Source organism: Methanolobus sp. WCC1 (assembly GCF_045690315.1).
GTDB lineage: Archaea > Halobacteriota > Methanosarcinia > Methanosarcinales > Methanosarcinaceae > Methanolobus > Methanolobus tindarius.
Genome location: NZ_CP146979.1, coordinates 1156099 through 1170188, shown reverse-complemented (window position 1 = coordinate 1170188; position 14090 = coordinate 1156099). Strand labels below are relative to the sequence as shown.

At 38.7% G+C, this 14090-nt stretch carries 14 protein-coding genes; 7 read left to right on the top strand and 7 right to left on the bottom strand.

The genetic code is table 11. The annotated features are described in order from the left end of the window. Positions 1 to 44 precede the first annotated feature (44 nt). The 3 genes from ribC to V7O61_RS05725 all read left to right on the top strand — a co-directional run bounded on the left by ribC (position 45) and on the right by V7O61_RS05725 (position 2192). On the top strand, positions 45 to 509 hold the full coding sequence (gene ribC / locus V7O61_RS05735) for a riboflavin synthase (protein ID WP_288069248.1): 465 nt from the start codon (positions 45 to 47) through the stop codon (positions 507 to 509). A gap of 60 nt (positions 510 to 569) precedes the next feature. After that, positions 570 to 974 (top strand): 6,7-dimethyl-8-ribityllumazine synthase, encoded by a 405-nt coding sequence (gene ribH / locus V7O61_RS05730; RefSeq protein ID WP_407282455.1) that lies wholly within the window; start codon positions 570 to 572, stop codon positions 972 to 974. Between the two features lie 75 nt (positions 975 to 1049). Beyond that, positions 1050 to 2192 carry a pyridoxal phosphate-dependent aminotransferase gene (locus tag V7O61_RS05725; RefSeq protein WP_023844014.1) on the top strand — a complete coding sequence of 381 codons (1143 nt, stop codon included), beginning with the start codon at positions 1050 to 1052 and terminating at the stop codon, positions 2190 to 2192. 63 nt (positions 2193 to 2255) lie between these two features. On the opposite strand, the gene V7O61_RS05720 is transcribed toward V7O61_RS05725, so the two are convergent. Next, entirely contained in the window at positions 2256 to 2714 is a 459-nt protein-coding gene (locus V7O61_RS05720; protein WP_288067729.1) for an FAD synthase, read from the bottom strand. Between the two features lie 226 nt (positions 2715 to 2940). Between V7O61_RS05720 and V7O61_RS05715 the strand changes: the two genes are divergently transcribed. Continuing rightward, positions 2941 to 5880: a PAS domain S-box protein gene (locus V7O61_RS05715; RefSeq protein ID WP_407282456.1), complete on the top strand. Its 2940-nt coding sequence runs from the start codon at positions 2941 to 2943 to the stop codon at positions 5878 to 5880. A 49-nt stretch (positions 5881 to 5929) separates the two neighbouring features. Here the strand turns inward: V7O61_RS05715 and V7O61_RS05710 are convergent, their stop codons facing one another. The 4 genes from V7O61_RS05710 to V7O61_RS05695 form a co-directional block, all read right to left on the bottom strand. Beyond that, positions 5930 to 6166 carry a cytochrome b5 domain-containing protein gene (locus V7O61_RS05710; RefSeq protein ID WP_023844018.1) on the bottom strand — a complete coding sequence of 79 codons (237 nt, stop codon included), beginning with the start codon at positions 6164 to 6166 and terminating at the stop codon, positions 5930 to 5932. Positions 6167 to 6253: 87 nt separating this feature from the next. Next, complete coding sequence (gene msrA / locus V7O61_RS05705; protein ID WP_048135007.1) at positions 6254 to 6763, bottom strand: peptide-methionine (S)-S-oxide reductase MsrA; 510 nt, start codon at positions 6761 to 6763, stop codon at positions 6254 to 6256. A 48-nt stretch (positions 6764 to 6811) separates the two neighbouring features. Next, positions 6812 to 7615, bottom strand: a complete 804-nt coding sequence (locus tag V7O61_RS05700) for a DUF1638 domain-containing protein (protein WP_407282457.1) — start codon at positions 7613 to 7615, stop codon at positions 6812 to 6814. 86 nt (positions 7616 to 7701) lie between these two features. Continuing rightward, entirely contained in the window at positions 7702 to 8577 is an 876-nt protein-coding gene (locus tag V7O61_RS05695) for a phosphate/phosphite/phosphonate ABC transporter substrate-binding protein (protein WP_407347483.1), read from the bottom strand. Positions 8578 to 9057: 480 nt separating this feature from the next. On the opposite strand from V7O61_RS05695, the gene V7O61_RS05690 reads away from it, so the two are divergent. Beyond that, positions 9058 to 9561 carry a GNAT family N-acetyltransferase gene (locus V7O61_RS05690; RefSeq protein ID WP_407282458.1) on the top strand — a complete coding sequence of 168 codons (504 nt, stop codon included), beginning with the start codon at positions 9058 to 9060 and terminating at the stop codon, positions 9559 to 9561. Positions 9562 to 9694: 133 nt separating this feature from the next. On the opposite strand, the gene V7O61_RS05685 is transcribed toward V7O61_RS05690, so the two are convergent. Further along, positions 9695 to 10012 (bottom strand): hypothetical protein, encoded by a 318-nt coding sequence (locus V7O61_RS05685; RefSeq protein WP_407282459.1) that lies wholly within the window; start codon positions 10010 to 10012, stop codon positions 9695 to 9697. A 187-nt stretch (positions 10013 to 10199) separates the two neighbouring features. Between V7O61_RS05685 and V7O61_RS05680 the strand changes: the two genes are divergently transcribed. Further along, the gene (locus tag V7O61_RS05680) at positions 10200 to 10418 is read left to right on the top strand and encodes a hypothetical protein (protein WP_407282460.1); all 219 of its coding nucleotides are present in this window, start codon (positions 10200 to 10202) and stop codon (positions 10416 to 10418) included. 73 nt (positions 10419 to 10491) lie between these two features. Here the strand turns inward: V7O61_RS05680 and V7O61_RS05675 are convergent, their stop codons facing one another. Further along, the gene (locus tag V7O61_RS05675) at positions 10492 to 11034 is read right to left on the bottom strand and encodes a pyruvoyl-dependent arginine decarboxylase (RefSeq protein WP_048135660.1); all 543 of its coding nucleotides are present in this window, start codon (positions 11032 to 11034) and stop codon (positions 10492 to 10494) included. 248 nt (positions 11035 to 11282) lie between these two features. On the opposite strand from V7O61_RS05675, the gene V7O61_RS05670 reads away from it, so the two are divergent. Continuing rightward, positions 11283 to 14087: a DEAD/DEAH box helicase gene (locus V7O61_RS05670; protein ID WP_407282461.1), complete on the top strand. Its 2805-nt coding sequence runs from the start codon at positions 11283 to 11285 to the stop codon at positions 14085 to 14087. The last annotated feature ends 3 nt before the right edge of the window (positions 14088 to 14090 follow it).

Genomic DNA, 14090 nt, shown 5'->3' with positions numbered 1-14090 from the left:
TTTCAAAAAATATCCGGATATAATCAGGCAAGTACAGGTAAAGCATGGCAACAATAGGAGTCGTTGACACAACATTTGCACGCTTCAATATGGGAAAAGCAGCCATAGATGAGATACAGCAGAACGCCACTGCAAAGATTATACGCAGGACTGTTCCCGGTATCAAGGATCTTCCGGTTGCTGCTAAAAAGCTAATTGAGGAAGAAGGATGCGATATAGTCATGGCTCTTGGCATGCCAGGCAGTAAAGAACAGGACAAGATCTGTGCCCACGAAGCATCCACCGGAATAATCCAGGCACAGCTTATGACAAACACCCATATCATAGAGGTCTTTGTCCATGAGGATGAAGCAAAGGATGAGAACGAGCTTGTTTTCCTCATGGAACAGAGATCAAGGGAACATGCACTTAATGTCGTTAAAATGCTGTGCAGACCTGAAAAAATGATAAAGGAAGCAGGCACCGGTCAGAGACAGGGGTTTGAAGATGTTGGTCCTGCAAGGATGTAAAAGGACAGAAACCAACAGAAAGTTAATATTAAATTTAAATCTAAACTTTAAGTGATTATTATGACAATAAAATTGGGATTTGTAATAGCTGAATTTAACAGGGATCTTACATTCCAGATGGAAATGCTTGGTGAAGAGCATGCTAAGTTCCTCGGAGCAGAGGTTGTAGAAAAGATCCTGGTTCCAGGAGTATATGATATGCCACTGGCTATCAAGAAACTCTGTGAGCGCAATGACATCGATGCTGTTGCCACCATGGGAATTGTCATCGAAGGTGCAACCCAGCACGATGAAATTGTTGTTCAGCATGCAGCAAGAAAGATAACTGATCTTTCACTGGAATACAACAAGCCTGTTACACTGGGAATTGCAGGACCCGGTATGACCAGAATGGAAGCACACCAGCGTGTGGATTACGGAAAGCGTGCTGTTGAGGCAGCTGTCAAGCTTGTACAGCGCCTGTAAGTATCAAAAGTTAAACTACAAAACATTATATTTAGAATTTCAAAGTGCAAAACTAAAAATGGTTGTGTTAATTGCATGGCATCATCAAGGTTAAAGAGGGTGGAAGAATCAGCAACGATGAAAGCTGCAAATACTGCCAACAAAATGAAAGAGGATGGTATTGATGTTATCAGTTTCACTTTAGGTGAACCTGATTTTGATACTCCTAAGCATATTTGTGACGCGGCAGCAGATGCAATGTACAGGGGGGAGACACACTATGCACCCGGAGCAGGAATCTCCGAACTGAAAAAAACTATTGCAAATAAGCTTTGCACAGAGAATAAACTGGATGCTAAAACTTCAGAAATTATCGTAACACCTGGTGCTAAACAGGCTATTTTTGAAGTCATGATGTCAGTTCTTGACGACAATGATGAAGCAATACTCTTTGATCCTGCATGGGTTTCATACGATCCTGCCATTAAATTTGCAGGTGCGAACACCAGATGGGTTCCAACTGACACTGAAAATGGTTTTAAGCCCATTGATCTTGAAGAGTACATCAATGAAAAAACAAAGCTCATTGTAGTCAACAGTCCCGGCAACCCAACAGGTGCTGTTTATGATAAGCAGACACTCAAAAATATAGCTGACATTGCCATTGACAATGACATCCTTGTACTTTCCGATGAAATATATGAGAAGATAATCTACGACCAGGAACATATCAGCATAGGTTCGTTTGAAGGGATGCAGGACAGAACCATCACTGTTAACGGTTTCTCAAAAGCCTATGCAATGACAGGCTGGAGACTTGGTTATGTTCATGCGAGATCCGATGTTATCAAACCCATGCTAAAGATCCAGTCACATTCAGTAAGCAGTGCAACCAGTTTTGTACAGTACGGTGGCATTGCAGCGCTTGAAGGACCACAAGAACCTGTAGCTGAAATGGTTGAAAGGTTCAGGATGAGAAGAGATGTTCTTGTGGATGGCCTGAATGAAATTGGAATCAAGTGCCAGAAACCTGGCGGTGCTTTCTATGCATTTGCAGATGTCAGCGAGTACGGAGATGGAAATTCCATTGCTGAAAAACTCCTGCTGGATGCACACGTAGCAGTCACCCCTGGATCAGCTTTCGGAGAAAGTGGTAAGAACTTCATCAGAATTTCCTACGCCACATCAATAGAGAGAATACAGGAAGGTCTGGAAAGGATTAAGACAGCACTTGTCTGATCCTGTCCTTTTTTCAATTAATTTATTATTTGCATAATTACTGAAAGATGATTTGAGGAACGATTATTCCTGATATCTTTCGAGCACTTTTTTAACTATTTTCCCACTGCCGCATAAAAGACAGTTAAGCGATGTCTCAATTCTGACAACCTTGCAATCAAAACCTCTGGAACGAAGTTCCTTTTCAAGATGGCCGGCATCGAAACCCTGATCGTATCCAAGTGCAATAATATCCGGTTTGATTTGCATAATTGGATCAAAAATATCAGATTCACTACCTAGAAGAGCTTTATCCACTATTTTCAGAGAACTGACCATTTCCAGTCTTTGCTCATCCGGTATTATTGGTTTTGGTTTATGTCTTATCATGGACTCTCTGGCAACGATAACGTAAAGCTTGTCACCAAGTTTTTTTGCTTCGCTAAGATAATGGATATGGCCCGGATGAAGCAGATCGAATGTTCCTGTTGCAAGTACTTTTACCAAAACATCACCTGTATGCTGCCTCCTATAAACAATCATCTATTATAAAGATAGCTCAAGCTTTAGTTTTTAAAAAGATATTCAGCTAAAAATATAGCGATAATCTAAATTAATATTATATGCAAACTTATATAGTATATACACATAATTTAATTGTTAAAATGTTACACAAGCAACGTCCTGTGCACCGGATAATTTATAAATTTAATACGAAAACATTTTAAATCAGTATGATTCCTCTGTTATGGAATAATATGGTGACTGCATGAGAATTTATAATAAAACAATAACGATTCTGGGAATTATTTTTATTTTCCTCTTTTTCCTCACTGCATCAGTCACCCATTATGTATTTTTAACGCATACTGAAGAAGTCGAAAGTAATGTTTTACAGGACAATGCTCTAAGAGTCCAGCGAGCTTTTGAAAATGAAGTAAAGCACATTGATAAGAATACTTACGATTGGGCTACATGGGATGATACGTATGAGTTTATACAGAATAGAAATAATGAATATATCAAATCCAACATTGATGATATCGAAACACTATTAACACTCGATATAAATTTCATGCTTTTCTACAACAAAGATGGAGAACTTGTTTATGGACTTGCCTGTGATCTTGAAAATGAAGAGGAAATTAACCTTTCACCAGAACTTCTTAGAGATATCGAAAATAATAGTGTAATCTTAAACCACACCTATATTGAATCATCTTATTCAGGAATCATTGAACTCTCAAATTCAACTCTCATAATTGCATCCAGGCCTATTACAAAAAGTGATTATGGAGGACCTATTCAAGGGACACTGATCACTGGACGTTTCCTTGACGAATCATTTATTGAACCAATAGAAGAGCAGACACTCCTTCCAATAGATTTCCAGAAACTTGGTAACAGAAACCTGCCGCCAGATTATGCAGCAGTAAAAGAACAGGTACTGGATGATGGGTACGCAACAATGATTGAAGAGAAAAATGGCTTTATTAATGCCTATTTCCTTGTAAATGACATAAATGGTGAACCTGCCCTCATATTCAAAACAAAAATGGAAAGAGTGATTTATAAAGAAGGCCTGGCAACAATATTTACTACGTTTTACCTTTCACTCATAATATCAATAACATTTGCATTTTTACTTCTTGCACTCCTGAATAAAAACCTGATTTCACGAATAACATCTCTTAAGAATGGAATTAAGGAAATTGACTTCAATGCGGATATAAAATCCCGTCTAAGAAAGGAAGGAAATGATGAGCTCTCCGAACTTGCAGACAATATTAATTCAATGCTGGATTCCCTGCAGGAAAAAAGTATAATATTCCAGTCAACAATTGAATCTGTATCCTATGGTCTCATTGCGTTTGATAGAAATGCAAAAGTCCTTTTCATGAATCCGGAATACAGGCACATATTTAATCTTCCGTCTTATATTGGACCTGAAACTGACGGGGATACCATACTTAAAGAAATCCTGAATTTAGCTGAGAATCCTGAAGCTGTAGAAAACGAAGTCAATAGAAGGAAATATTCAGCTGATTCTAACAGATCATTATTGAAACTCAGGGATGGAAGAACAATTCAGACATATTCAATTCCACTTGTAATTAACAATGAAATCTATGGCAGGATATATGCCCACAATGATATTACGGAAATACTTCTTCATGAGAAAGAACTCAGGAATGAAATAAACAGAAGAGAAGATGCTGAAGAAAAGTTGAGGCTAAGCGAAGAGAAATTCTCAAAAATAGCAACATCAGCCAATGATGCAATAATAATGCTCAACAATGAAGGTAAGACTATATTCTGGAATGAAGCAGCTACCCGGATGTTCGGATATTCAGAAAGTGAGATCATTGGTCAGGAAGTCCATAGCTTCATTGCACCTGATAAATACATTGATGAATACAAAGCAGGCTTTAAGATCTTCACTAAAACCGGACATGGAGAAGTTGTTGGAAATACTATTGAGCTTGAGGGAAAACGTAAGGATGGAACAGAGTTCCCGATTGAACTTTCCCTTTCTTCCATGCAGCTTTCAGACGGATCATGGAATGCAGTAGCAATTATTCGTGATGTTACTGAAAGAAAAAAGATCGATGAAATGGAACATGAGATTCTTGAAAGATTAACAACCATCATTAACAATATCAACAGCGGCATACTCCTTATAGATAAAGAGAACAAAACAATAGCAGATGTGAATCCTGTTGCTGCAAAAATGATAGGACTTCCCAGAGAGGAAATTATAGGCAATGTCTGTCATAAATTCGTTTGTAACGCACTCGAAAACCAGTGTCCTATAATTGATCTGCGTCAAAAAGTAGACAAATCAGAGAGAATACTTCTGGACAAAGACGGAAATGAAATACCTGTAATCAAATCCGTGGTTTCTGTAAAACTTAAAGGAAAAGAATACCTTGTTGAAAGTTTTTACGACATTTCCGGAAGGAAAAAAGTTGAAGAAGCACTTATTAATGCTAAAATTGCAGCAGAGGAATCTGACAGGTCTAAAAGCGAGTTTTTGACAAATATGAGCCATGAGCTTCGCACACCTCTAAATTCAATTATCGGATTTTCCGACATGCTACTGCATATTGGAGACCATGATTTTAACAGGAAACAGACAAGGTATCTTAACAACATATCCAACAGTGGAAAGCATTTACTTGAAGTTATCAATGATATTCTGGATATTTCCAAAATAGAAGCTGGCAGAATGGACCTTTCAATTGAAGAGACAAATGTTGTTGAGATCATGGACGAAATCATGAAAAATGTCTCTTCATTAGTAGAACAGAAAAACCTGACACTTGAATTTGAGATTGAAGATGATGTTACTATTATAGAAACGGACAAACTCAAATTCAAACAGATATTGTACAACCTGATAGGCAATGCAATTAAGTTCACAATGGAAGGTGGAAATATCAGGGTAACAGCAAAAAGAACTCTTAACATGATAGAAGTGGCGGTAACGGATACCGGTATTGGTATACCCGAAGCTGACCAGAAAGATTTGTTTGAACCTTTCAGACAGGTTGATTCTGCGCTAAGCAGAAACTACCAGGGTTCTGGCCTGGGACTTGCAATTGTCAAAAAATACCTTGAAATGCAGAAAGGTTCTATACGGGTTGAAAGTGAACCTGATGTAGGTTCATCATTCATATTTGAATTGCCTATCTATAACAATTCCTGAAATACAAAATAAAAAAAGATAGTAAAAAAAGATATGAGATAACTTGTAATCACTCTTTTATCTTTCCAACAACCGGGAAATTATCCAGTGCATCTGTTTCATGAGGAGCTTCCAGATCAAGAGATTCAGTTAAATCTGTTCCTGCTTCATGCAAGCCCATGTGTTCTCCTGATTCCCAGAACTCACTTGCAGTCACATCATAAACCTGGCCTGCATAAACAACATAAACTTTCTCATTATCAGTGCCATTGTATTTGGCTACTTCTTCAAGTGTAAATTCCTGCATATCCTCACCACTCTACAATCATCTTTCAAATAAATAGACTTTTGGGTATTTATTCCACTATTAAAGTAAAAATAAGATCGAAAGTACTTATTTGAAAAAACAGCCACCCTGCGTACCTGTCTTTTCAAAATACTGTTGATGATATTCCTCTGCCCTGTAAAACGGACCAGCAGGCAGTATCTGTGTTACTACAGGATTTTTGAAGCGATTTGATAGTTCCAGTTCATTTTTAGAGAAAATAGCTTTATTCTTCTGGTCTTCGTTATGATAGAATATAGCAGAACGGTACTGAGTCCCAACATCCGGGCCTTGCTTATTTAGACTTGTTGGATCATGCAGTTCCCAGAAAAGTTCCAGCAGCTTCTCATATGGAACTATAGTTGAATTGAAAAGAAGTTCCACAGCTTCAGCATGTCCCGTATTACCCATACAGACTTCTTTGTAAGTAGGATTTTCTTTGTTCCCGCCAGTGTAACCGACCTGTGTGAATTCAACACCCTGCACTTTTCTGAATACTGCTTCCACACCCCAGAAACAACCTGCTGCAAATGTTGCTTTTTCATAGCCCTTGCCAAGTAATTCCTCTTGAGATAGCATCCCATCACCTATGAAAAGGTGAGCATGCATAAGCCATAAATGTTTCTGTTAATGGGATTTTACAAGAACTTCGTCTTTAATATCCGAATAACATTTTTCAAAAAGGCTTTGTCCACCTTCAACTTCAAGTACTTCAAAGTCAAAGATTTCTGCAAACTCGTCGACTTTTTCATCAAAATTCTCGGTGTAAGTGAGTCCGGTCCTGACCTTTGCAACCCTTTTATACCCCGTGACCTCATTGACCTTTCTAAGCATCTTTATGGTCTTTTCAGGTTTCTCAGGATCAACTCTCATAATCTCACGCCATGCATGAGCAAACATTGGAGTAAAAAGAAACGTCCCATGCTCGCTGAACTTTTTAAGCGTCGCCAGATATTCCTGACAGCCTCCAAGGGTTGCACCAACACAATCGTCCACGGTGCGTGTTTCATCCCTGAGTATTCTCACAGGACATGTTCCTTCAAGGTGTGCATAATCTGCTTCTATTTTATCAAACACATTACCGCATAAACCGTAGAACATCAGGATAGCATTTGAACATGTACTCAATTCATCTAATAATTTATAGATTTCAGCTTTGAGTATTTTGGGGAACTCATGGAGTGCAAGTTCAACCATATAGATCATTACTGTATACTGTTCAGGATTATTCCTGTAACTCTCCGTGTCAGAACGAATTTTTGCAGGTGAAATTATACGAAAATCAATACCTGATTTTCTAAGCTTAAAAACAAAATCGTCTTCCTGACCGTTACCAACTACAAGAATCTCATCCACGGAACTATCATTTTCAAGTATGTGCACGATCTCATCCTGAAGTATCTTGCACGACAGTATTGTCAGTAATGGCATATCACTATGTTTTCACTACTGGTTATTGACCCTTTTGCCTGTTTTCCATAAATGCAGATAAAAAGCCTATGAAAAATGGGGAGTGATTAAATATATCCCAGTGACAGAGCCATTTCCCTGATAAAAGCATAATCGCTGTTATTAGCTTCTACATATAAGGCATGCCCTTCGCGCACATCCATGAAATTCTGAAATGTCTCAGGAGATTTTTCATGCATTTCAAGGAAAGCATTCTTGATTTTCTCTTTGAGTGCAGGGTCCATATCTCTTCTCACTGAAATCGGATCTGTGGGAATAGGATCGGATTCCCAGATAATTATAATATTATTTTCTGAAGAGTTATCATCTTCGAAATAACGCTCATAGGTTGACGATGACACTGCACCGGAATTAATAATATTGCCTGACAGTACAGCATCTATAGTGTTATCGTGTCCCCCGGAAAACAATGTGTTCTTGAAATCGCCATCAGGGTCAACACCCTGTGATAACAGATATCCGCGAGGAATAAGATTACCTGAAGTAGAAGCAGGATTTACAAAAGCAAATGATATATTCAGAGAATTGTTTACCAGATAGTCAATACCAGTAATGTCTGACTTTCTGTTAGTGATAATGTAGCTGTTGTAAGTTTCAAGATTACCATCGGCATTCCCACCAGCTACAATGATTTCAGAACCTGAACGCTCAGCTGAAATGACTGCAGAAAATGGACCAAAAAAGGCGATGTCCAGTTTTCCTGCTTCCATTGCATCTATAATAGCATAATAATCTGTACTTTTTATAGTTACTACATCCATTCCAAGTTCCGAACCAAGATATTCTTCTACAGCAGTAAACTGTTTGGTAACTTCCACAGGAGTGTCCCACAATATAAGTCCGATTCTTAGTTCATTCTGTGAACTCGGATCTTCAACAGGTTCCTGTTCTTCTACACATCCGGATAGAAGGACTGCACTCAGAATTAATGCAATTATTAAAATATAGAATCTCTTTATATGGTTCTGAAAACATTCATAGTTAAATTCATTCCTTTATTGAATGCAAGTACCTTGGCATTTCTTATTATAGCATCTGATTTTAATCTGGACAATGATGATGCATGATATTTAATAAATACATAAACTTATGAGATTTTATGCAAATTAACCATAACTACATATATCATCTTCCAAGAGATATAAATGATAGTATAAAAACAATGAATCCGCATGGAATACCTATAAACAGTGAAAAATAAATAGTATCTTCCAGTGCCTGAGTAACAATTATAGTAACCAATAAGGAAATAACCAGACTTATAATCAGAGATTTTAGAACTTTCATTGTTATTAACTTGCTCTTTTATTGCTTTAAGAGATTCGATAGAAATAATACTAATTCAATATTATGACAGGTTGATATTATGAATGAATTAATCATAACTCCATGAAGGTATAAAAATGAAAGATGAAAATGATTTAAGATGTGAAATCACTGTTAGGCACACAGATGAGAAGGATATTCCTCTTATAATGAATCTTGTACGGTCCCTGGCTGATTTTGAAGACCTGAGTGATCACGTCCTTTCAACAGAAAAAACTCTTCATGAAGCCCTTTTCGGCGAAAGAGTATATGCAGAAGCCATAATAGCCGAAATTGACAGGAAACCCGCAGGTTTCATTATATTTTTCCATAACTTTTCCTCATTTACCGGTAAACCCGGACTCTATATTGAAGACATTTTCGTCTATCCTGAATATCGCGGCAAGGGTGTAGGTAAAGCACTTATGGTCCATTGCGGAAAAATTGCCAGGGAACGAAACTGTGGCAGACTGGAGTGGAGTGTACTTGACTGGAATCCCGCAAGAAAATTCTATGAACATATGGGCGGTGAACACCAGAAAGAGTGGCTTCTGTACAGGCTTGATGAAAAAGGTATAGACGAGCTTGCCGAAAGAAGATAGTATTCAGCGATAAAGAAAGTCAAAAATAATAAAATCAGCAAAAATTAGAACAAAATAATAGTATGAAAAGATCATGTCCCTGGCATTTCAATATCATATTGTACAATGCCAGGTAGATCTAAAATAAACAGGATTAAGCATCTGTTGTTTCGTTGGTAGCTTCTTCGGTTGCAGCTTCTTCAGCAGCTTCCTCTGTTGCTTCTTCTTCGGTTGCTTCTTCCTCAGTTACATCTGCTTCCATGTCTTCTTCGGTTGCATTCTCAGCAACATCTGCTTCCATGTCATCTTCTGCAACTTCTTCAGTTACATTCTCGTTTACAGCATCTTCTGCTACTTCTTCTGCATTTTCTGCGTGTTCATCTGCTGCTTCTTCTGTTGTGTCTGCACAACCTGATACGGCTACAAGTCCGATCATCAGGAAAACCATAAGTATGCTTAAAAATTTCTTCATGTTACGTCTCCGATCACTACGAATCTATATATTCTATAGACGTCTACGGATAAACCATAAATTACTTAAGTTTTTCGATATGCAATGTTTCTTGATATCATATTTTTAAAGAAATAATATCCAGAGAAATTGCGGTTTCTGAGAAAGTTAATCTGCATCAAATGATGATAAAATAAATATAAAAAGCATGTGGATAGACGGTTTAAAAGGTTTTAAAGACACATACAGTGTGCATAAGGACGTTTTTATAATTGAACAGGATGATGAAAAACTTGAGATGGATATGAATGACGATAAATCAATCCATCTAACACTTTATGATGAAGCAACTCCTGTGGCAACTGGAAGATTATTTGCCTATGGAGAAGGATTTCATATTGGGAGAATATCTGTCCTGAAAGAATAACTAAAGATGAAACTTGTCATCTGAAAATAAAAATGTAACAACAAAAAGAATCACAAGTAAAAGGTAACTCCTTTCACTCGATAAACACCATGGCGGCTATAACAGTTGTCCATTTGCCATCCTTATCACCGTATGCGGTCTGGCAATAATGTGTAGTGTCTATAATATGACCGCTTGCCTTGTAGACCTGTTCCCTTTCCTGCCATGCACAATCTGAATCGAATTCAATTCCAAGAGTGGTTGCAAGCATTGTTGCTGCAATATCTTCAGCATATTCACCGGCTATCTCTTCATTTTCCCCGAAAGAGTGATGTTCTGAAATATATCCGTAATTATTTTCATTTACAGGGACTGCAGTGCCAACAGCTGCTGCAATAAGTCTGTGAGGCTCTTTTGTTTCATTGCGTGCAAGAACGCAATGTACAATTTCTCCTGCGGGCAGATCTTTAACTCCTTCTTCACGCGATACTAATTTACAGTTTGGAGGAAGTATGCTGGAAACGGTAACAAGATTATATTTCTGAATAAGTGCCTCACGCAGTGCCAATTCAAAAGATGCTAATTTATCTTTATGAACACCAACACCTTTAGTCAAAAAGCATTTTTTTGGAACCATTTCAATCATCGCATTATATATTATTCATCTGTGTTTACATTTACAGAAATTTATCGTTTTCGACATTTCTAAGTATAAACTGGAACTGATAACATCAATCCAAAAGCATACTTGAAATTGTATCTTTATATATGAAGATTATGAGTGCTTGAAAAACAATAATAGGAGATTTTTTCCTTCTAAAGTTGATTTGCAGGTGTAAGATATTAAAGGATGAACTCCTTAACAAAGCGCGGAGCAGACTAAAAATGGATATTTCCCGGCTGGTAGAAAAAATAAAATCATCAAGAAGATATGATGGGCAAATTACACACATAGAGGATGTACCAGCCAGAGAGCCATCTTACAAAGAACTGGAGATGAATCCACTTATAAGATATGCTTTGAACCAGAAAGGAATCCAGCAACTGTACGCACATCAGGCTGAAGCTGTTGAGATGACAAGAAAACGGGAAAATATCGTCCTTTCCACAAGCACTGCCAGCGGAAAATCATTATGCTACATGCTTCCTGTTTTTGAAAGCCTGCTTAAAGAACCGCATGCAACTGCACTATACATATCACCCCTGAACGCTCTTGTAAACGATCAGCTTGATACTTTCAGGGAACTGAGTCAGACAATGACTTTGAACGTCAAAATTGACCGTTTTGTAGGCTCAATGACAAAAGCTGAAAAGGATGCCGTAAAGCATGGAAATACAAAAATCATATTTACAAATCCTGAAATGCTTCATTTGAGTTTCCTTCAATGGAAGCAACAGTGGAGACAGTTCCTTTCCAATCTTAATTATATCATCATTGATGAGAGTCATTCATACAGCGGTGTCATGGGAAGCCATATGGCAAACCTTCTCAGAAGACTGAATCGTATTTGTGATAACTATGGTGCCAAACCCCTTTACATCTGCTGCACGGCCACAATCGGAAATCCGGTTGAACACAGTTCCGCCCTTACAGGCAGGAAAATGACACTTATCGACAACGATAGTTCCGGCCAGGGTGCACAGAAATTTATGTTCTGGAACCCGCCCCTGTACTCACGTGCAAGAAATTTCACCCAGAGAAAAGCCAGCTTTGGGGAAACTGTAGACCTTTTTACAACTTTTGTGCAGAGTGATCTCCAGACAATTGTCTTTGCAAGGTCCAGGCAGAAAGTTGAAAGGATGTACGTGCAGGCAAGAAATACACTTGCAGAAAGAGGTGTGGATAAAACTATCAGCCCCTATCGTGGAGGTTACCACGGAAACGAACGCGAAGATATCGAAAAAGGACTTGCTTCCGGTGAAATAGAAGGAGTGATATCCACCAACGCCCTTGAACTTGGAATAGACATCGGTGGGCTGGATGCCTGTATAATGGATGGTTTTCCCGGGACTATTATGAGTGCCAGGCAGCAGGCAGGAAGAGCTGGACGTGGAAGCAGGGAAAGTATAGTTACCCTTGTAGCAGATTCCAATGCTCTTGACCAGTACTACATGAGAAATCCCGGGGATTTTTTCAGGCGTGATTGTGAGGAAGCTGTCATAAATGTTTCAAACCGCTACATCCAGGCAGGTCATCTGCTCTGTGCAGCAAGGGAACTGCCGCTAAAACCTGAAGACAAAGAATATTTCGGACCTGAATTTGATACTATTGTGCAGGTTCTTGAAGAAGAAGGCCTTCTGGAAGGAGAATTTGAGAAGCGTTCACGTGACCCGGCTCCACACATGAAAATATCCATAAGAAATATTGAAAATGACAGTTACACCATAATTGATAAGGCTACCAGAAAACCGCTTGAGAAAGATATCGAAAGGTTAAGAGCATACAGGGAAGCTTTTGAAGGTGCGGTCTATATCAATAAAGGTAAGCCCTATTGTGTCACAAAACTGGACCACGATAAAAAAGAGATTCATGTTGAACCGGCAAGTGATGGATACTACACAAGAGCCATGGTCGATTCGGATATTGTTGTCAGGGAAGTAGTTGAAACAAAAGACCTGCCCTCATGTCCTGAAGTGAAAGTTGGTTTTGGAGATGTTGATGTCACACAACAGGTAACAGGTTACAGGAAAATACAGCAGAGGTCAGATACTGAGCTTGGTCAGCATTCACTGGAAATGCCACAGTTCAGTCTTGAGACTGAAGCCATATGGCTTGAACTGCCATATTCTTTTACAGCCCTTGTTAATGAACATGAACGTGACCTTGCAGGAGGAATCCATGCAATTGAGCATGCAATCATCGCAATGTACCCGTTACATCTTTTAGCTGACAGAAATGATGTTGGTGGAGTTTCAACACCATCACATCCTGATATCTCAGGCAACAGCGGTATTTTTGTGTATGACGGACATCCCGGTGGCGTTGGTTATGCTGAAAGTGGTTATGGGAGGATCACTGAAATGCTTGAGGTCACACTGAAATCAATAGAAAGCTGTCCATGTTATGATGGATGTCCATCATGTATCCAGTCTCCTAAATGTGGAAACAACAATAATCCACTGGACAAGGATGCTGCAATAATGATCCTGAGGAAGATGCTCGGCAAACCAGTATATATCCCGCAGAAAAAGAAAGTAACAAGAAAGGTTGAAAGACCTGTGAAAGATGAAAGTTACGTACCTGTGCAGAGAGATCCGAAGGACAGGCCATTTGACCATACTGCAGCACTGAACAGGGCAAGGAGAAAACTCAGGCAGCGTGACCGTAAGAGTGCTGATGAGTGGATTAGGGAAGGCATCAAAGCCGGAAAAGAAAAAGATCATGAACTGGCTTTTGAATGCTTCTCAGCTGCCCTGCAACTTCAGCCTTCAAATGCAACAGCACTAATGAATAAAGGTATGACATGCCTGAGACTCGGACAGAACCAGATGGCATTAACTATTTTCAACAAACTCATAAGCCGGGGATATGGGAAAAGTGTTGTATGGAAGCACAAGGGAATAGCTCTTCACCGCCTTGGTGATTTTGTCGGTGCTGTAGAAATGTTCGATGAAGCTCTTAAAGAAAAGCCTGATGATATAAAACTTCAGGAACTCAGACAAAAGTCCTATGAGAAGACCCTGAAATAGAAG